15 protein-coding genes are annotated in these 18,484 nt (G+C 72.1%); all 15 read right to left on the bottom strand.

Features of this window, described 5'->3' with window-relative positions:
* Window positions 1-25: 25 nt before the first annotated feature.
* The 15 genes from ACLQ28_RS27855 to carA all read right to left on the bottom strand — a co-directional run bounded on the left by ACLQ28_RS27855 (window position 26) and on the right by carA (window position 18,431).
* Window positions 26-1,435, bottom strand: coding sequence for an RsmB/NOP family class I SAM-dependent RNA methyltransferase (locus ACLQ28_RS27855; protein ID WP_425689266.1), 1,410 nt, complete (start codon window positions 1,433-1,435; stop codon window positions 26-28).
* 23 nt (window positions 1,436-1,458) lie between these two features.
* Window positions 1,459-2,385, bottom strand: a complete 927-nt coding sequence (gene fmt, locus ACLQ28_RS27850; protein ID WP_425689212.1) for a methionyl-tRNA formyltransferase — start codon at window positions 2,383-2,385, stop codon at window positions 1,459-1,461.
* Between the two features lie 5 nt (window positions 2,386-2,390).
* Complete coding sequence (gene def, locus ACLQ28_RS27845; protein WP_425689211.1) at window positions 2,391-2,948, bottom strand: peptide deformylase; 558 nt, start codon at window positions 2,946-2,948, stop codon at window positions 2,391-2,393.
* Between the two features lie 239 nt (window positions 2,949-3,187).
* The gene (locus ACLQ28_RS27840) at window positions 3,188-4,171 is read right to left on the bottom strand and encodes an AAA family ATPase (protein ID WP_425689210.1); all 984 of its coding nucleotides are present in this window, start codon (window positions 4,169-4,171) and stop codon (window positions 3,188-3,190) included.
* A gap of 281 nt (window positions 4,172-4,452) precedes the next feature.
* Entirely contained in the window at window positions 4,453-6,432 is a 1,980-nt protein-coding gene (locus ACLQ28_RS27835) for a primosomal protein N' (RefSeq protein ID WP_425689265.1), read from the bottom strand.
* Complete coding sequence (gene metK / locus ACLQ28_RS27830; RefSeq protein WP_425689209.1) at window positions 6,429-7,622, bottom strand: methionine adenosyltransferase; 1,194 nt, start codon at window positions 7,620-7,622, stop codon at window positions 6,429-6,431. Before metK ends, ACLQ28_RS27835 begins: the two co-directional genes overlap by 4 nt.
* Window positions 7,623-7,709: 87 nt before the next feature.
* On the bottom strand, window positions 7,710-8,918 hold the full coding sequence (gene coaBC / locus ACLQ28_RS27825; RefSeq protein ID WP_425689208.1) for a bifunctional phosphopantothenoylcysteine decarboxylase/phosphopantothenate--cysteine ligase CoaBC: 1,209 nt from the start codon (window positions 8,916-8,918) through the stop codon (window positions 7,710-7,712).
* Window positions 8,919-8,932: 14 nt separating this feature from the next.
* Entirely contained in the window at window positions 8,933-9,196 is a 264-nt protein-coding gene (rpoZ, locus tag ACLQ28_RS27820) for a DNA-directed RNA polymerase subunit omega (protein ID WP_007075826.1), read from the bottom strand.
* A 64-nt stretch (window positions 9,197-9,260) separates the two neighbouring features.
* A complete protein-coding gene (locus ACLQ28_RS27815) occupies window positions 9,261-9,794 on the bottom strand; it encodes a guanylate kinase (protein WP_425689207.1) in 534 nt (177 codons plus the stop codon).
* Between the two features lie 25 nt (window positions 9,795-9,819).
* Complete coding sequence (gene mihF, locus ACLQ28_RS27810) at window positions 9,820-10,137, bottom strand: integration host factor, actinobacterial type (RefSeq protein ID WP_110566057.1); 318 nt, start codon at window positions 10,135-10,137, stop codon at window positions 9,820-9,822.
* A gap of 178 nt (window positions 10,138-10,315) precedes the next feature.
* Window positions 10,316-11,152, bottom strand: a complete 837-nt coding sequence (gene pyrF, locus ACLQ28_RS27805) for an orotidine-5'-phosphate decarboxylase (RefSeq protein ID WP_425689206.1) — start codon at window positions 11,150-11,152, stop codon at window positions 10,316-10,318.
* 72 nt (window positions 11,153-11,224) lie between these two features.
* Window positions 11,225-12,499 (bottom strand): adenosylmethionine--8-amino-7-oxononanoate transaminase, encoded by a 1,275-nt coding sequence (locus tag ACLQ28_RS27800; protein ID WP_425689205.1) that lies wholly within the window; start codon window positions 12,497-12,499, stop codon window positions 11,225-11,227.
* A 319-nt stretch (window positions 12,500-12,818) separates the two neighbouring features.
* Window positions 12,819-13,865 (bottom strand): quinone-dependent dihydroorotate dehydrogenase, encoded by a 1,047-nt coding sequence (locus ACLQ28_RS27795; protein WP_425689204.1) that lies wholly within the window; start codon window positions 13,863-13,865, stop codon window positions 12,819-12,821.
* On the bottom strand, window positions 13,862-17,209 hold the full coding sequence (gene carB / locus ACLQ28_RS27790; protein WP_425689203.1) for a carbamoyl-phosphate synthase large subunit: 3,348 nt from the start codon (window positions 17,207-17,209) through the stop codon (window positions 13,862-13,864). Before carB ends, ACLQ28_RS27795 begins: the two co-directional genes overlap by 4 nt.
* A complete protein-coding gene (gene carA, locus ACLQ28_RS27785; RefSeq protein WP_425689202.1) occupies window positions 17,202-18,431 on the bottom strand; it encodes a glutamine-hydrolyzing carbamoyl-phosphate synthase small subunit in 1,230 nt (409 codons plus the stop codon). The genes carB and carA overlap by 8 nt, the downstream gene beginning before the upstream one ends.
* Window positions 18,432-18,484 lie beyond the last annotated feature (53 nt).

The raw sequence follows: 18,484 nt of genomic DNA, 5'->3' as shown, positions 1-18,484 counted from the left end.
ACGTCGACACGGGACCCTCCCCAACTCAGCCTCGACGCAGAACGGCGAGGAACATCGCGTCGGTGCCGTGGCGGTGCGGCCAGAGCTGCACGGTCGGCCCGTCGCCGAGACCGGGCATGCCGGCGGGCAGCAGCGGCCGGGCGTCCACGAAGTCCACAGCGACTCCACTACGACGGGCCGCCTCGGTCACCGTCACGTGCGTCTCGACCGTGTGCGGCGAACAGGTGACATAGGCGACCAGGCCACCCGGACGGACCGCCCGCAGCGCCGCACCGAGCAGCTCCCGTTGCAGCCGGGTGAGCGGCGGCAGGTCGGACGGTTGGCGGCGCCAACGCGACTCCGGCCGGCGACGCAGCGAGCCCAGCCCCGTGCACGGGGCATCCACCAGCACCCGGTCGAAGTGCTGCTCCGGGAGTTTCGGGTCAGCGCCGACATCCCGGCCGTCCATGGTCAGCACGGCCACCGGCAGACCCCGGGTTGCCTGCGAGACCAGCCGGGCCCGGTGCTCGGCCACCTCCACCGCGGTCACCCGCGCACCACGCTGGGCGGCCAACGCCCCCAGCAGACCGGCCTTGCCGCCCGGCCCGGCGCACAGGTCCAGCCAACGCCCGTCCGGGCCGTCCAACGGCGCGTCCGCGAGTGCGGCGGCCACCAGCTGGGAACCCTCGTCCTGGACGTGGGCACGGCCGTCGACCACTGCCGGCACGTCGCCCGGCGCGCCGCCGGGCAGATAGACGGCGTACGGCGAGAAGGCGCCGGGCGCCCCGCCGACCTGATCGGCCAGCTCGACCGGGTCGATCAGCCCGGGTCGTGCGCACAGGTGCACCGGCGGGCGCTCGTTGTCTTCGATCAGGAGGCGGGCCGTCTCACCGAGATCGCCGCCGAGCGCCTCAGAGAAGGCCCGCACGATCCACTGCGGATGGCTGTACGCCAACGACAGGTGTCCGACCGGGTCGGTCTCCATCGGTGGGGCGAGCTTCGCCACCCAGGCGTCCGCGTCGCGGGTGGACACCTCGCGCAGCACCGCGTTGGCGAAGCCGGTGGCGCCCGGTGCGACCGAACGGACCAGGTCCACCGTCGACGAGACCGCGGCGTGCGCCGGCACCCGGGTGTGCAGCAGCTGGTACGCCCCGAGCCGCAGCGCGTCGCGTACCGGCGGGTCGATCCGGGCCACGTCCCGGCCGGCGGCGTCGGTCAGGATCGCGTCCAACGTGCCCAGGTGGCGCAAGGTGCCGTAGGTCAGCTCGGTCGCGAAGGCCGCGTCCCGGCCGAACAGCCCCTCCTCGCGCAGGATGATGGGCAGCACCAGGTTGGCGAACGCGTCGTCGCGGTGCACCGCGGCGACCGCCTCGTACGCCGCCCGGCGCGGCCGGTCCATGGGCGGCCGGACCGGCCGGCGGTCCCCGCCACGACCGGCCGACGGGCCGGAGCGCATCGGGCGCGTTCCCTCCGGGGCCGTCACGCGAAGTCCTCTCCGGTGGCGACCCGGACGCCGCGCGCCCAGTCGGTCGCGCCCATGGCCCGCTTGCCCGCAGCGCGGACCTCGCCGAGGCGCACCGGCACGGTCGCCGTGCCGGCCAGCACCCGAGACTTTTCCACTAGCAACTCCCCCGGTTTCAACTCGGGGCCGTCGGGCACCGGCACGACCGGGCCGAGCTTCACCCGCTCGCCCCTGAAAGTGGTCCAGCCGCCCGGGGCTGGGGTGCAGGCCCGCAGCCGGCGGTCCACGGCGAAGGCCGGGTCACTCCAGCGCACCCGGGCGTCGTCCACGGTCAACTTCGGTGCCAGCGACACCCCGTCGGCGGGCTGTGGCTCAGCCCTGGCGGTGCCGTCGGCGATCGCGTCGAGCACCGCCACCAGCAGCCCGGCACCGGATTCGGCGAGCCGCTCCAGCAGGTCGCCGGAGGTGTCAGCGGCGCGGATCTCGTCGGTGAGGGTGCCGTAGACCGGGCCGGTGTCCAGGCCCGCCTCCAGTTGGAAGACGCTGGCCCCGGTCAGCTCGTCACCGTGCAGCACGGCGTGCTGCACGGGCGCGGCGCCACGCCACGCGGGCAGCAGCGAGAAGTGCAGGTTGATCCAGCCGTGCCGGGGGATCTCCAGGGCGGCCGGCGGCACCAACGCGCCGTAGGCGACCACCGGCACGCAGTCCGGTGCGAGCTCGCGCAGCCGGTCGAGGAACTCCGGGTCGCGGGGGCGGGCCGGCGTCAGCACCTCGACGCCCTGCTCGTCGGCCCACTCGCCGACCGGGGAGCGGGACAGGCCACGCCCGCGCCCGGCGGGCGCGTCGGGTCGGGTGACCACGGCGACCAGGTCGTGCCCGGAGGCGGCGACGGCGGCCAGGGCGGGAACGGCGACGGCCGGCGTACCGGCGAAGATCACGCGCATCGGGGTCACCGCCCCAGACCGAAGGGGTCGCTGATGTGCGGGCTCAGCTTGACCGTCGGCGGGGCCGCCGCGTCGTACCACTCGGCCTGGCGGATCGCCTTCATGGCTTCCTTGCGCCCCTGGGAATCCAGCCGGTCGAGGAAGAGCACCCCGTCGAGGTGGTCGGTCTCGTGCTGGACGCAACGCGCCATCAGGCCGGTGCCGACGATCTGCATCGGGTCGCCGAACGCGCTGAAGCCCTTGGCGATGACATTCTGCCGACGCTTGGTGTCGAAGTAGAGCCCGGGAATCGACAGGCAGCCCTCCGGGCCGTCCTGCTCCTCCTCATCGGGAAATTCGAGCACCGGGTTGATCAGGTGCCCGAGCACGTCGTCGACATCGAAGGTGAACACCCGCAGGCTCACGCCGAGCTGCGGCGCGGCCAGGCCGGCGCCGTTCTGCTCACGCATCGTGTCGGTGAGGTCGGCGACGAGCCGACGCAGCTCGGCGTCGAAGTCGACCACCGGATCGGCCGGCGTGCGCAGCACCGGATCCCCAAACAGACGGATGGGCTGAACGGTCACGCGGAGGGGCTCCTTCGACAGGTGGACGGGCAGTGCCGTACCAGTCTACGGAGTGCCCGGATGCGCGCCGGCCGGCGTACCTCGATCGGCCACCGCCGGTGTGCCCAGCGTCACGGGCAGACTCTCGGTTGGCAGCGCCGAACAGCAGCAGCGTCGTGCTGCCGGCCGGCAGGTCCCGGCAGCCCCGTGTGCGGGCCGGGCCCTGCGCCAGGTTCGCGCCGGGCCCGGGGAACGACCCGTCAGGCGTTGGCGCCCGGGTCGCCGGCGAGCACCGCGTCGCCGCGGAGCAGCGCGGGCTCGGGCAGCGGCAGGTGGATCTTGTGGGCCGCCTCCCAGTCGTAGACCAGGCCGGGGCGCACCTGCGCGGCGAAGTAGTCGATCGCGGTCATCCCGCCCACGACCGGCTCGTCGACCTCGGCGACCAGTTGGGCGGGCACCAGGGAGAAGCCGTTCTGCAGGGCGGCGCTGAGCCGGCGGTGACCGTCGACGACGAAGAAGTACTCACCGGTGAAGCCGATCTTCAGCGGTTCGAGGGCCTCGTCGCCAGCCTCGGCCACGTCACCGACGAAGTCGGTGTCCCACAGACCCCGCAGGGTGGCGATGTCCTCGGTCGGGTAGACGCGGGCCGGGTCCAGCAGCAGCAGCGGCGGCCCGTCGCGCAGCACCTCGGCACCGAGCGTGCCCTCGTACGCGGCGATGATGTGCTCGATCACCTCGGCCGCGGAGGCCCGGGTGGTGTCACAGACCAGGTCATAGTTGCGCAGCCGGGCCTTGTCCACCCCGTAACGGATGATGAAGCGGCTGCGCTCACTCGCGCTGCGCTCACGGAGCTTGGCCTTGGCCTCCTCCAGGGTGGCGTAGCTCTCCGCCGGCCCGGAAGGTCGGGCGAGCACCCGACGGGCCGCCTCGCCCGGCTCGGTGATCATGTGGACCTTGAGCGCATCGGTGAAGAAGTGCCAGGCCAGCCGGGAGTCCATGATCAGAGGCTCACCGGAGGCGGCGATGTCCCGCTGGAGCTGGTCGACGTAGCCGTCGACGGCCTGGTCGAGCTCGGCGTGCAGGTTGAGCTGCAGTGCGGTCATCTGCCGCTGCTGCGCCATCTCCCGGTAGAGGTCACCCACGCTGACCCGGCGCATCCCGAGCCGCTTGGCGATCTCGACCGACACGGTGCTCTTGCCGCTGCCGAGGTCGCCGTTGAAGACGATCGATTGTCCAACGGTCACGACTGGTCCACCCCTGATCACCGGCTCATCATCGACATCGCGTCCGAGCGACGCGTTCCCGCTATCGTCGCGCCATCCTGCGGCGGCTCCAGCTCAGCGCAGCTGACGCTCCGTCGCAACCTGGAGCCGTCGTACGCCTCGGCATGACGGGCGATGCTACCACTTTGGCGCCACCGCTTTGCCGGACGAGGTGTGCGAGAGCCACCCCTGCGGGCCGGGCCCGTCGGCGCCGACACCAGCCGAAACAGGGGTCCGCCGTCGTCGACACCGGCCGAGACTCCTCAGAACAGGCTCAGCGGATCGACCTGGAGACGAACCGGGTCGGCGGCCTTGCGGGCGGCGCGAGCGCCAGCGGCCGAGTGCAGCGCCTCAGCGAGCGCGGCGGCCCTGGCCCGGGGCACCCGGACCAACATCCGCTCCCGACCCTCCTCGGCCGGCACCGGTCCGAGCACCTCGGCGTCGTCGGGCAGCCGCGCCGCCGCGAGCAGGTCCGCGACCGCCTCAGCCGGGCCTGTGACGCTCGCCATGCGGACGGCCGGAGGGAAGCCCAACTCCCGGCGCTCGGCCAACTCCCGGCCGGCGAACCAGGCGGCGTCCCAGCGCAGCAGCGCCTGCACCGGGGCGAGCGCGCCGTCGGCGACCACCACCACCCGGCCGGCCGGTGCCGGACGGGCCAGGGCAGCCGCCCCCAGCCAGCGCCGCAGCGCCTCCTCGCCGGCACGCAGGTCGGCCCGGGTCAGCAGAGCCCACGAGTCGAGCAGCAGCACCGCGCCATAGCCGCCCTCGGCGACCGGCTCCGCACCGGGCGTACTCACCACCAGAGCCGCGCCGCCGGGCACCTCGGTCAGCACCTCCTCGCGCCCCGAGGTGCGTACCGGCACACCGGGGAACGCCCGGCCCAGCTCCTCGGCGGTCCGCCGAGCACCGGTCACCGCGGCCCGCAGCCGCCGTCCACCACACTCCGGGCAGGCGTACGCGGCGTCCACCCGAGCGCACCACCGGCAGGCCGGGGTGCCGCCGGCCGAGGGCAGCGCGAGCGGGCCGGCGCAGTGCGCGCAGCGGGCCGGGGTGCGGCACTCGGCGCAGGAGATCGACGGCAGGTAACCACGTCGGGGCACCTGCACCAGCACCGGCAGGTCCCCTCGGATGGCATCGCGGGCGGCCGTCCAGGCCAGGCTGGGCAGCCGCGCGGTGGCGGCCCCGGGGTCGCGGGCCAGTTGCGGGTCGTCGCCGGTCGGCGCGATGGCCGGGATACGGGCCCGCACGGTCGCCCGTTCGGCGACGACCTCCCGCGCCCAGCCGGTCTCCAGCAGCAGCTGCGCCTCGGCGGTGCGGGCGTACCCGCCGACCAGCGCGCCGGCCTCGGCGAGCTGGACGCGCGTGAGCAGCACGTCACGGGCGTGCGGGTAGGGAGCCCGCGGCTCGGAGTGCAGGTCGTCACCGTCGTCCCAGATGGCGAGGAGGCCGAGCCGCTCCACCGGGGCGAACATCGCCGCCCGGGTGCCGATCACCACCGGCACCTGCCCGCGACGGGCGGCGAGGAACGCCCGGTAGCGTCGGGCCGGCCCGAGCGCGGCGGAGAGGCTGACGTGCCGCCCCGGGCCGAGCACGCTGGTGAGCGCGGCATCCAGCCGGTCGAGGTCACGGGCGTCGGGCACCACGACCACCGCGCCGCGCCCGCCGGCGACGGTGGCGGCCACCGCGTCGGCGTAGCGGGCCGCCCAGTCCTCACCGGGCAGCGCCGACCAGACCGCGCGGGGCGCCCGGCCGTCGGTGAGCGCGCGCAGCAACGCCGGGCCCGTCGGGTAGTCCCGCCAACCGCGCGGGTCGACCGCGCCGACCTCGGCGGCGACCACCGGGGTGGGCGGCTCGTCGTGGGGTTCCTTCTCCACCCGAGCGTGCCGGGGCGGCACGGCGAGCCGGAGCACGTCGACGAGGCTGCCCGCGTACCGGTCGGCGACCGCGCGGGCCAGCCGGGCGACCTCGGGTGCCAGCACGGGTTCCGGGGAGACCACCTTTTCCAGGTACGCGAGGCGGCCGGTGTGCCCGGAGTCGTCGGCGCGGGACAGCAGCCATCCGTCGACGAGTTGCCCGGCGAAACGCACCTTCACCCGGGTGCCGGGCACTGCCGCGTCGTCCAGTTCCGCCGGCACCAGGTAGTCGAACGGCCGGTCCAGATGCGCCAGCGGGACATCTACGCAGACGCGCGCGACCGGCGACCCGTCCGCGGGTCGCCGGTCGCTACGCCTGGTGGCGGTCAGGCTCCCGCGGCCGACTTGAGGTCGGCGGCCCGGTCGGTGCTCTCCCAGGTCAGGTCCGGCAGTTCCCGGCCGAAGTGGCCGTACGCGGCGGTCTGCTGGTAGATCGGGCGGAGCAGGTTGAGGTCCCGGATGATCGCGGCCGGCCGCAGGTCGAACACCTCGGCAACGGCCTTCTCGATCGAGGTGACCGGCACGGTCTCGGTGCCGAACGTCTCGATGAACAGGCTCACCGGGTGCGCCTTGCCGATGGCGTAGGCGACCTGCGCCTCGCAGCGCTCGGCCAGACCTGCGGCGACCACGTTCTTGGCCACCCAGCGCATCGCGTACGCGGCCGAGCGGTCCACCTTGGACGGGTCCTTGCCGGAGAACGCGCCGCCGCCGTGGCGGGCGTAGCCGCCGTACGTGTCAACGATGATCTTGCGGCCGGTCAGCCCGGCGTCACCCATCGGGCCGCCGATCTCGAACCGGCCGGTCGGGTTGACGAGCAGCCGGTAGCCGTCGGTGTCCAGACCGAGGCTCTCCAGCTCCGGCGCGATCACGTGGTCACGCACGTCCGGGGTGAGCAGCGAGTCGAGGGAGATGTCCGCGGCGTGCTGGCTGGACACGACCACCGTGTTCAGCCGGACCGGGCGCAGCCCTTCGTACTCGATGGTCACCTGGGTCTTGCCGTCCGGCCGCAGGTAGGGGATCGTGCCGTCCTTGCGGACCGCGGCGAGGCGGCGGGCCAACCGGTGGGCGAGGGCGATCGGCAGCGGCATCAGCTCGGGGGTCTCCGAGCAGGCGAAGCCGAACATCATGCCCTGGTCGCCGGCGCCCTGCGCGTCCAGCGCGCTCTCCGACGCCCCGGTACGCAGCTCGAAGGCGTTGTCCACACCTTGCGCGATGTCCTCGGATTGCGCACCGATGGAGACGCTGACCCCGCAGGAGGCGCCGTCGAAGCCCTTCTTCGACGAGTCGTAGCCGATGTCGAGGATGGTCCGGCGGACGATCGTCGGGATGTCGGCGTACGCCTTGGTGGTCACCTCACCGGCGATGTGCACCTGGCCGGTGGTGATCATGGTTTCCACCGCCACGCGGCTGTGCGGATCCTCAGCCAACAACGCGTCGAGGATGCCATCGCTGATCTGGTCGGCGATCTTGTCCGGGTGGCCTTCCGTGACCGATTCGGACGTGAAGAGGCGGCGTGTCACGGCACTCCTAAGCGTGTGAGGTCGTTCCGCGGCAGTCTAGTCACCACTGCGGCCGGTGTAGGGACCGGTCGCGCTCTGTTCCACCCGTCAGGAGCGGACGGGCAACCGCGCCACGACGAGATCCCAGACGGTATCGGCTACGGCTTCCTTGGCCTGCTCGGGCAGTCGGCTGACCGAGCCGTCCGCGCCGATGACCGTCACGGTGTTGGTGTCGGCGCCGAAGACCAGGTCGGGACCGACCTCGTTGATGACGATCAGGTCGGCCCGCTTCCGGGCGAGTTTCGCTCGGCCGTTGGCCTCGGCGTCACCGGTCTCGGCGGCGAACACCACGAGCAGTTGCTCCGGTCGTTTGCGCTGGCCGAGCTCCGCCGCGATGTCCGGGTTCGTGACGAGCTCGATGGTGGGCGCGACGCCATCGTCCGACTTCTTGATTTTGCCAGGCGCGTACGTCGCCGGGCGGAAATCGGCCGGAGCCGCCGCCATCACCACCGCGTCGGCCTCGACGGCGGCCTTCAGCGTCGCCTCCCGCAGCTCGGCGGTGGTGCCCACCCGGATCAGGTCGACACCAGCCGGGTCGGCGAGGGAGACGTTGGCCGCGATCAGGGTGACCCGGGCGCCCCGGGCGACCGCCGCGCGGGCAAACGCGTAACCCTGCTTGCCCGAGGAGCGGTTGCCCAGGAAGCGGACCGGGTCCAGTGGTTCGCGGGTGCCGCCGGCGGTGACGACCACCCGGCGGCCGGCCAGGTCGGCAGGGGCGGAGTCGCCCCGGGCCAGGACCCGACGGGCGATGGCGAAGATCTCGGCCGGGTCCGGCAGCCGACCCTTGCCGGTGTCGACGCCGGTGAGCCGGCCGACGGCCGGCTCGATGACCCGGACCCCGCGGGAGCGCAGCGTGGCGACGTTGGCCACGGTGGCCGGGTGCTCCCACATCTCCGTGTGCATGGCCGGGGCCAACAGCACCGGGCAGCGGGCGGTCAGCAGGGTGTTGGTCAGCAGGTCGTCGGCGAGCCCGTGGGCGGCCTTGGCGAGCAGGTCGGTGGTGGTCGGCGCGACCACCACCAGGTCTGCCTGCTTACCGAGCCGGACGTGCGGCACCTCGTGGACATCGGTCCAGACGTCGTCGGCGACGGGCTGGCCGGAGAGCGCCGCCCAGGTCGGCGCCCCGACGAACCGGAGCGCCGACGCGGTCGGCACGACCCGAACCTGGTGACCCGATTCGGTGAACAGTCGCAGCAGCTCGCACGCCTTGTAGGCGGCGATGCCGCCACCGACCCCGAGGACGATCGAGGCGGACATCGGCTGGCGGGGGCTTACGGCTGGTCGGTCGGCTCGGCGGTGAGCAGGCCCGCGTTGATCTCGCGCATGGCGATGGAGAGGGGCTTCTCCTGCGGGGTGGTCTCGACGAGCGGGCCGACGTACTCCAGCAGACCCTCACCGAGCTGGCTGTAGTAGGCGTTGACCTGGCGCGCGCGCTTGGCGGCGAAGATGACCAGCGCGTACTTCGACGTCGTCTTCTCGAGGAGCTCGTCGATCGGCGGGTTGGTGATGCCTTCGGGGTTGGCGATGGATCCCACGAATTAACCTCTGCGTCTTTCGAACCGCGCGGACGCGGTGCTGAGTCTCAACGGCGGCCGGCCGTCAGCCGCGAACGCGCGACCAGGCCGGATCCGGATAAGAAGAACCGAGCAAGCCTACCAGCTCGTTGACCACCCGCTCGGTGCGGTCGTGGGTCAGCGTGTGCTCGACGGCGGCCGCCAGGGTGGCGTCGGGAACGTATCCGGGTGGGCTCAGCAGCACCAGCCGAGAATCGGGCAGGCACGCCCGGACCAGCGGAGCACCGGGTAGGTCGAGCGGGAGGAGCACCGGCTGCCCGGCGTCGAGCCGGGCGCGCAGCGGTGGGTACGGGGTGCCCCGGTGGTACCTGCCGATCCGGGACCACTCGAGCAGCTCGCCGACAGCGAGCCGGCGATCGAACTCGGCGGGGGCGAGGAAGACGCGGTCCTCCCCGTCGATCTCCGACTCCCGGCGCGGCCGGGTCGTTGCCGGCACCGGGATCCACACGGACGGAGAACGCGCCCGGACTAGCTCGACGACACTCTCCCTGCCGGAACCCGAAGGTCCAGCCAGGACAGTGAGCCGAGCCGCCGGGCGCGTCTCGTCATCCGTGCTCACTGCTTGTTTCTACACGCTGCCAGGTTCAGTTGGCGGCGAACTCTCCAAGCAATGCCTTGCGCTGCTGCTCGCCGAGGCCACGCAGGCGACGACTGTCGGCGATCTTGAGCTTCTCCATGATCTGGGTAGCCCGGATCTTGCCGATACCCGGCATGGCCTGCAGGACGGCCAAAACCTTGAGCTTGCCAACGACGTCGTCGCTCTCGGCGCGCTCGAGGACGGCGCCGAGGGTGGTCTTGCCCTGCTTGAGCTGCTCCTTCAGCTGAGCACGGGCCTTGCGGATCTCCGCGGCCTTCTCGAGCGCGGCAGCGCGTTGTTCGGGGGTCAGTGACGGGAGCGGCACCAGTTCTCCTCAGGTCCCTATCGCGGCGGGCGGGGCGCACCGCCGCATCTGTGAAACGTGGTGTCGCTGTGAACCAAGGGGTCCATGGTTCCCAGCGCGGGGAAAACTAGCGGCCAACGGAGCTTTCGGCAACGTGGGGGCCGCATGATCACCGTAGAGTGACCGACCCGTCAGTCAGTCACCGGGCAGGCAGGACGGCCCGACAGTCGACCAACACGCGGTCCGCGGCGGCCCGCAGGGCGGCCACATCGGGGCCGACCGAGAGCACTTCCCGGGAGTACGACGGGAGCACCGAGGCGAGGCTCGAACCGAAGACGGTACGCAGATCGGCGGCACCAGCACCCTGTGCGCCGAGCCCCGGAGCGAGCAGTGGGCCCCCCACGCCGGAGAGGTCGTGACCGGTGTCGCCGATGGTCGCGCCGACCACCAGACCGAAGCTCCCGAGCGGAGTCGCACCCCTGTTGAGCTGGGAAATCTCGTCGATCACGGTTTGCGCCACGGTGCGGCCGTCGGCCGTGCGGGCCCGCTGCACGGCCGCGCCCTCGGGGTTGGAGGTGAGGGCCAGCACGAAGACCCCACCGCCGTGCTCGGCGGCCAGCTCAAACATCGGTGCCAGCGAACCGACCCCGAGGTAGGGGCTCGCGGTGACCGCGTCGACATACAGCGGGCTGGATGGATCAAGGTATGCGGAGGCGTACGCGCTCACCGTCGAGCCGATGTCGCCGCGTTTGACGTCGAGGAGAACGAGCGAGCCGGCATCCCGCAACTGTCGGATAGTTGACTCAAGAACGGCCACACCTCGGGATCCGAATCGCTCGAAAAAGGCCGACTGAGGCTTCACCACCGCAACCCGGTCACCGAGGGCTTCCACGACGGTCCGGCTGAACCGCTCGAGCCCCTGGACGTCGTCCGTGAGGCCCCAGCGGGCCAGCAGACCGGGATGCGGGTCGATGCCCACACAGAGCGGCCCGCGCTCGGTGATCGCCCGGTGCAGCCGGGTACCGAAGCTGTCCATCGGAGTGTTCCCCTCTCGTCGTCCGGGCGGCAGCCCCGCCCGGGTAACCGTCGACCCGGCGACCGGGACGACTCAGCCGGCCGCCACCGCCGCCGCCACCCCGGCCGCGATCCGGGCCAGGTCGGTGTCGTCGGTGACGTACGGCGGCATCGTGTAGATCAGGTCGCGGAACGGGCGCAGCCACACCCCCTGGTCGACCGCGGCCACGGTGGCCGCCCCGAGGTCGACCTCGTGATCGAGCTGGACCACCCCGATCGCGCCGAGCACCCGCACGTCGGCCACCCCCGGCGTACCGCGCAGGGGCTCCAGGCCGGCGCGCAGGCCCGCGCCGACCCTGGCCACCTGGGCCGACCAGTCCCCGGCCCGCAGCAGCCCGATGGAGGCGTTGGCCACCGCGCAGGCCAACGGGTTGCCCATGAAGGTGGGCCCGTGCGCCAGCACACCAGCAGCGGAGATGCCCCGGGCGACCTCCGGGGTGCAGAGCGTCGCCGCGAGCGTCAGGTAGCCCCCGGTGAGCGCCTTGCCCACACACAGCACGTCCGGCGTCACCTCGGCGTGCTCGGCGGCGAACATCGCACCGGTACGGCCGAACCCGGTGGCGATCTCGTCGAAGATCAACAACACCCCGTGCGCGCGGGTCACCTCGCGCAGCACCCGCAGGTAACCCGGATTGTGGAAACGCATCCCGCCGGCGCCCTGGACGACGGGCTCGACGATCACCGCGGCCAGTTCGTCGGCGTACCGCTCGACCGTGTCCACCAACGCCGCGACGTACGCGTCGTCGGGCGGGTCGGTGAAGCCACCCGGCGGGACCGGGGCGAACACCTGCCGGGGCAGCACGTCGCCCCAGAGGTGGTGCATCCCACCCTCCGGGTCGCAGACGCTCATCGGGTGGAACGTGTCGCCGTGGTAGCCGCCCCGCCAGGTCGCCAACCGGCGCCGCTGCGGCCGACCGATGGCCCGCTGGTACTGCAGGCACATCTTCACCGCCACCTCGACGCTGACCGAGCCGGAGTCGGCCAGGAACACGTGCTCCAGCCCGTCCGGGGTCAGCTCGACCAGGGTCTGGGCAAGCTGCACGGCGGGCTCGTGGGTGAGTCCACCGAACATCACGTGGCTCATCCGGCCGAGCTGATCGGTCACCGCCGCGTCCAGCACCGGGTGGCGGTACCCGTGGATCGCCGCCCACCAGGACGACATCCCGTCCACCAGCTCACGCCCGTCGGCCAGCCGCAGCCGCACCCCCTCGGCGCTCTGCACCACGTACGGCGGGTTCGTCGGCGGCAGCGCGGCGTACGGGTGCCAGACGTGGGCCCGGTCGGCAGCCAGGATCTCCTCGGGTGTCATGTGCGCTCCCTCCAGGTGCGAACGGGCCGGATCGTGCCCCCGGCCCACCGGGTGGACGCGCCTCGGCCAGCGGACACGGCGCAACCAGCCGGCGAGGCGCGACCGACACGTGGTGCGCCGCCGGGCCGGTCCCTGCTCGGCGCCCTTTGCTCTGCTTCACCGGAGGCAACACCTGGTGTCCGGATACCGGACGCCGACTGTTGCCTGGGTTGAAGCAGAGCAAAGGCAGCAGGGGATACCTCGGCACGCCACCGGACAGGCACGGCACACAATGTGGTGCCGCCCTCGGACTCGGCAACCGACCCGGACAGCCGGCCGGTCACCGGCCGGCGACCGGATCCGGTGTCACCGCTGTGACCGTCGCGCGGGCAGCGGCGCGCACCAGGGCCGGGCCCCGGTAGATGAAGCCGGTGTAGAGCTGCACCAGAGAAGCGCCAGCGTCGAACATCCGCGCCGCGTCGTCCGGGTCGAGCACCCCGCCGACGCCGATGATCGGTAGTCGGCCGCCGGTCTCCCGGTGTACGAAGTCGACCACCTCCCGAGCCCGCCCGGTCAGCGGCCGACCGGAGAGACCACCGGTCTGGGCGCCGCGCTCGGCGTCCACCGTGGCCACCCCGGTACGGGCCAATGTGGTGTTGGTGGCGATCACCCCGGCGGCCCCCCGAGCCAGGCAGACCTCCAGCAACTCGGCGATCGCCGCCTCGGTCAGATCTGGTGCGATCTTGACCAGTACCGGCTTCTCCCCCACCAACGCGGCGAGCAGCGCGTCCAGATGGGAGCGGTCCTGCAACGAGCGCAGCCCTGGAGTGTTCGGTGAGGACACGTTCACCGCGAAGTAGTCACCGTGCCCGCGAAGCGCCTGGTACGAGGCGAGGTAGTCCTCGACGGCCTCGTCGAGCGGGGTCACCTTGGACTTGCCCAGCGAGATGCCCAGCGGCACCCCGAGCGGGCGCGGCAACGCCGCCAGCCGGGCGGCCAGCGCGGCGGCCCCGGCGTTGTTGAAGCCCATCCGGTTGACCACGGCCTCACTGGCCGGCAGACGGAACAGCCTCGGCCGTGGATTGCCCGGCTGGGCGTGCGCGGTGACCGTGCCGACCTCGACGAAACCGAAGCCGAGCGCCGGCCACGCCGGCAGCGCCGCACCGTCCTTGTCCATCCCCGCGGCCAGCCCGACCGGGTTGGGGAACCGCACACCGAACACCGTGCGCGGCGCGCTGACCGCGTACCGGGCCCGCAGTGCCGCCAGCGCGACCGGCTGCCCCGACAGAGCGGTCAACCGCCGCAGTGTCCACTCGTGCGCTGCCTCGGCGTCCCCACCCCCGAGCCGGAACAACCAAGGCCGCACGGCCCGCTCGAACAGGGTCACTGGGCCGCCCGGAGGGTCGCGTGCAGGTCCTGCAGTGGGCGTACCTGCATGTCGCCGCGGATCCGCGCCTCGATGCCCATCACGGCCGCGGCCGCACCGGGGACGGTGGTGATGCACGGGATGTCCGCGGTGACTGCTGCGCTGCGGATCTCGTAGCCATCGGAGCGGGCACTCGCACCCGAACCCTGCGGCGTGTTGATCACCAGCGCCACGTGGCCGCCACCGATCAGCGACACCGCGTCGTCCCCCTCACCCGCCTGATAGTGCTTGCGGATCTGCTCACAGGCGATGCCGTGCCGGCGCAGCACCTCGGCCGTGCCGGTGGTCGCCACGATCTCGAAGCCCAGATCGGCCAGCCGCTTGATCGGGAAGATCATGCCGCGCTTGTCGCGGTTGGCCACCGAGACGAAGATCTTGCCGGCGGTCGGCAGCGAGCCGTACGCGGCCGACTGGCTCTTGGCGAAGGCATGCCCGAAGTTGGTGTCGATCCCCATCACCTCACCGGTCGACTTCATCTCCGGCCCGAGCAGCGAGTCGATCCCCTTGCCGGCGCGGGTACGGAAGCGCTTGAACGGCAGCACCGCCTCCTTGACCGCCACCGGCGCGTCGGCGGGCATCGTGCCCCCGTCCCCCGTCGCCGGCAACAGGCCCTCGACGCGCAGCTCGGCGATGCGCGCGCCGAGCGCGATCCGGGCCGCCGCCTTGGCCAGCGGCACCGCCGTCGCCTTGGAGACGAACGGCACGGTCCGCGACGCCCGCGGGTTGGCCTCCAGGACGTAGAGCACGTCGTCCTTGAGCGCGTACTGCACGTTGAGCAGGCCGCGGACCCCGACGCCCCGGGCGATGGCCTCGGTGTAGCGGCGAACCTCGGCCAGGTGCGAGCCCGCGAGGGTGATCGGCGGCAACGCGCAGGACGAGTCGCCGGAGTGGATGCCAGCTTCCTCGATGTGCTCCATCACCCCGCCGATGTAGACCTCGCCGTCGGCGTCGCAGAGGGCGTCCACGTCGATCTCGATGGCGTCGTCGAGGAACCGGTCCACCAGCACGGGGTGATCCGGGGAGATGTCGGTGGCCCGACCGATGTAGTCGCGCAGCGTCGGGTCGTCGTAGACGATCTCCATGCCCCGCCCGCCCAGCACGTACGACGGCCGGACCAGCACCGGGTAGCCGATCTCGTCGGCGATCGTCTTGGCCTCGTCGTACGAGGTGGCCATGCCGTGCGCCGGCGCGCGCAGCCCGGCCCGGGCCAGGACCGCGCCGAACGCGCCCCGCTCCTCGGCCAGGTGGATCGACTCCGGGGAGGTGCCGACCACCGGCACACCCGCGTTCTTGAGCCGCTGCGCCAACCCCAGCGGGGTCTGCCCACCGAGCTGCACGACCACCCCGACCACACCCGGCCCGCCGGCCGCCCGGCCGGACGAGTCCTCGGCGTGCCAGACCTCCAGGACGTCCTCGAAGGTCAACGGCTCGAAGTAGAGCCGATCGGCGGTGTCGTAGTCGGTGGAGACCGTCTCCGGGTTGCAGTTGACCATGACCGTCTCGTAACCGGCCGCCCGCAACGCCTGCACCGCGTGTACGCAGGAATAGTCGAACTCGATGCCCTGCCCGATGCGGTTCGGGCCGGAGCCCAGGATCAGCACCTTCGGCCGGTCCGACGGCACGACCTCGGTCTCCAGGTCGTACGTCGAGTAGTGGTAAGGCGTCGTCGCCTCGAACTCGGCCGCGCAGGTGTCCACGGTCTTGTAGACCGGGCGCACGCCGAGGCGGTGCCGAAGGGTCCGTACGCCGTCCTCGGCTGCCAGCTCCGGGCGCAGCGCGGCGAGCTGCCGGTCGGACAGGCCCGCCCGCTTGGCGTGGCGCAGCAGTTCGGCGTCGAGCACCGGCGCGTCCACGATCTCCGCGCGCAGCTCGATCAGCGCGGCGATCTGGTCGAGGAACCACGGGTCGATCCCGCCGGAGGCCTCGGCGACCTCGGCGATCGACGCGCCGAGGCGCAGCGCCCGCTCGACGGTGTACAGCCGGCCGTCGTGCGGGATCCGCAACGCGGCGAGAGTGTCCGCCAGGCTGACGCCGACCGGGTCCGGCACACTCCAGAAGCCGGCCGACTTCGTTTCCATCGAGCGCATCGCCTTGTTCAACGCCTCGGTGAAGTTGCGCCCGAGGCTCATCGCCTCGCCCACCGACTTCATCGTGGTGGTCAGCTCCGGGTCCGCGCCGGGGAACTTCTCGAACGCGAACCGGGGAATCTTCACCACCACGTAGTCCAGACTCGGCTCGAACGCCGCCGGGGTCTTCAACGTGATGTCGTTGGGGATCTCGTCGAGGGTGTAACCGATGGCCAGCTTCGCGGCGATCTTCGCGATCGGGAAACCGGTCGCCTTGGACGCCAGCGCCGAGGAACGGGACACCCGGGGGTTCATCTCGATCACGACGATCCGACCGTCGGCCGGGTTGACCGCGAACTGGATGTTGCAACCACCGGTGTCCACCCCGACCTCGCGCAACACGGCGATGCCCAGGTCACGCAGGCGCTGGTACTCCCGGTCGGTCAGCGTCATGGCCGGGGCCACGGTGACGCTGTCGCCGGTGTGCACGCCCATCGGGTCGATGTTCTCGATCGAGCAGACCACCACCACGTTGTCGTGCCGGTCGCGCATCAGCTCAAGCTCGTACTCCTTCCAACCGAGCACGCTCTCCTCGATGAGCACCTCGTGCACCGGGCTGGCGGCCAGGCCGTCGCCGGCGATGCGGGCCAGGTCCTCCGGGGTGTGCGCCATGCCGGAGCCCAGGCCACCCATGGTGAACGACGGCCGGATCACCACCGGCAGGCCCAGCTCGGCGACCGTCGCCTCGACCTCGTCCATCGAGTGGCAGACCCGGGAGCGCGGCACCAGGCCGGTCGGGTCGTCGACGCCCAGGCGGACGCCGGCCTTCGCCACGATCTCCTTGAACAGTTGGCGGTCCTCGCCCCGGTTGATCGCCTCGATGTTCGCGCCGATCAACTCCACGCCGTACTTCTCCAGGACGCCGGCGGAGTGCAGGGCGACGGCCGTGTTCAGCGCGGTCTGCCCGCCGAGGGTCGCCAGGATCGCGTCCGGGCGCTCCTTGGCGATGACCAGCTCGACGAACTCCGGGGTGATCGGCTCGACGTAGGTCGCGTCGGCGAACTCCGGGTCCGTCATGATCGTCGCCGGGTTGGAGTTGACCAGGCTGACCCGGATCCCCTCACTGCGCAGCACCCGGCAGGCCTGGGTGCCGGAGTAGTCGAACTCGCAGGCCTGCCCGATAACGATCGGCCCGGAGCCGATCACCAGGATGTGCTTGAGATCGGTCCGCTTAGGCATTGCTGCGCCCCTTGCTGTGGGTCCGGCCCTCACTGGGCCGCCGGTCGAGGGCACGGCCCTCGATCAGCTCGGCGAATCGGTCGAAGAGGTAGTCGGCATCGTGCGGGCCGGCCGCCGCCTCCGGGTGGTACTGCACGGTGAACGCGGGCACGTCGACGGCCCGCAGCCCCTCGACCACGTTGTCATTGAGGCAGACGTGCGACACCCGCACGCCGCCGAAGTCGGTGTCGATCACCTGGTCGGGAACCACCGCGCCAGCACCCGCGCTCGGCACCTGCACGGCGCCGAGCCGCTGTTCGCGGCCCGACACGTCGACCGCGAAGCCGTGGTTGTGGCTGGTCACCTCGACCTTGCCGGTGGCCCGGTCGAGCACCGGCTGGTTGATCCCCCGGTGGCCGTAGCCCAGCTTGTAGGTGCCGAAGCCGAGCGCCCGACCGAGGATCTGGCTGCCGAAGCAGATGCCGAACAGCGGCACCTCCCGCCGCAGCGCCTCCCGGGCCAGCGCCACCGGAGCGTCGGCGGTGCCCGGGTCACCCGGGCCGGGCGACAGGAAGATCGCGTCGGCGCCGGTGGCGAGCAACTGCTCGATGGTCGACGAGGCCGGCAGCACGTGGGTGGTCACCCCGCGCGTGGCGAGCCGGCGCGGAACGTTGCGCTTGATGCCCAGGTCCAGTGCGGCCACGGTGAAGCGGTGCTCGCCGAGAGCCTCGACGACGTACGGCTCGGCGGTGGTCACCTCGGCGGACAGGTCCGCCCCCACCATCTGCGGAGCGCTGCGAACCCGGGTCAACAGGCTCTGCGGGTCGTTGTCGATGCTGGAGATACCCACCCGCATGGCGCCCCGCTCGCGCAGGTGCCGGGTCAGCGCCCGGGTGTCCACCCCGCTGATGCCCACCACACCCTCGGTGGCGAGACGGTCCTCAAGACCCCCGGTGGCCCGCCAGTTCGAGCCGATCCGGGCCGGGTCGCGCACGACATAGCCGGCCACCCAGATCCGGCTGGACTCGTCGTCCTCGCCGTTGACGCCGGTGTTGCCGATGTGCGGCGCGGTCTGCACCACCACCTGCCGGTGGTAGGACGGGTCGGTCAGGGTCTCCTGGTAGCCGGTCATACCGGTGTTGAAGACCGCCTCGCCGAAGGTCTCCCCGACACTGCCGTACGCCTCACCGGGGAACGTGCGCCCGTCCTCGAGCACGAGGATTGCGGCTCTGCGCTTGACCATTACCGTGCCCGCCCTTCGTTCGCGACTGCGGGACTCCGCTGCGCTGCATTCCT

Source organism: Micromonospora sp. DT201, from assembly GCF_049841575.1.
GTDB lineage: Bacteria > Actinomycetota > Actinomycetes > Mycobacteriales > Micromonosporaceae > Micromonospora.
This window is presented reverse-complemented; position numbering and strand designations above follow the sequence as displayed.

Bases quoted from the DNA above. Each gene is read 5' to 3' on its own strand.
- ACLQ28_RS27855 (WP_425689266.1), bottom strand. From the start codon at position 1,435: ATGCGCTCCGGCCCGTCGGCCGGTCGTGGCGGGGACCGCCGGCCGGTC.
- fmt (WP_425689212.1), bottom strand. From the start codon at position 2,385: ATGCGCGTGATCTTCGCCGGTACGCCGGCCGTCGCCGTTCCCGCCCTG.
- coaBC (WP_425689208.1), bottom strand. From the start codon at position 8,918: ATGTCCGCCTCGATCGTCCTCGGGGTCGGTGGCGGCATCGCCGCCTAC.
- pyrF (WP_425689206.1), bottom strand. From the start codon at position 11,152: ATGGACAGCTTCGGTACCCGGCTGCACCGGGCGATCACCGAGCGCGGG.
- ACLQ28_RS27800 (WP_425689205.1), bottom strand. From the start codon at position 12,499: ATGACACCCGAGGAGATCCTGGCTGCCGACCGGGCCCACGTCTGGCAC.
- carB (WP_425689203.1), bottom strand. From the start codon at position 17,209: ATGCCTAAGCGGACCGATCTCAAGCACATCCTGGTGATCGGCTCCGGG.
- carA (WP_425689202.1), bottom strand. From the start codon at position 18,431: ATGGTCAAGCGCAGAGCCGCAATCCTCGTGCTCGAGGACGGGCGCACG.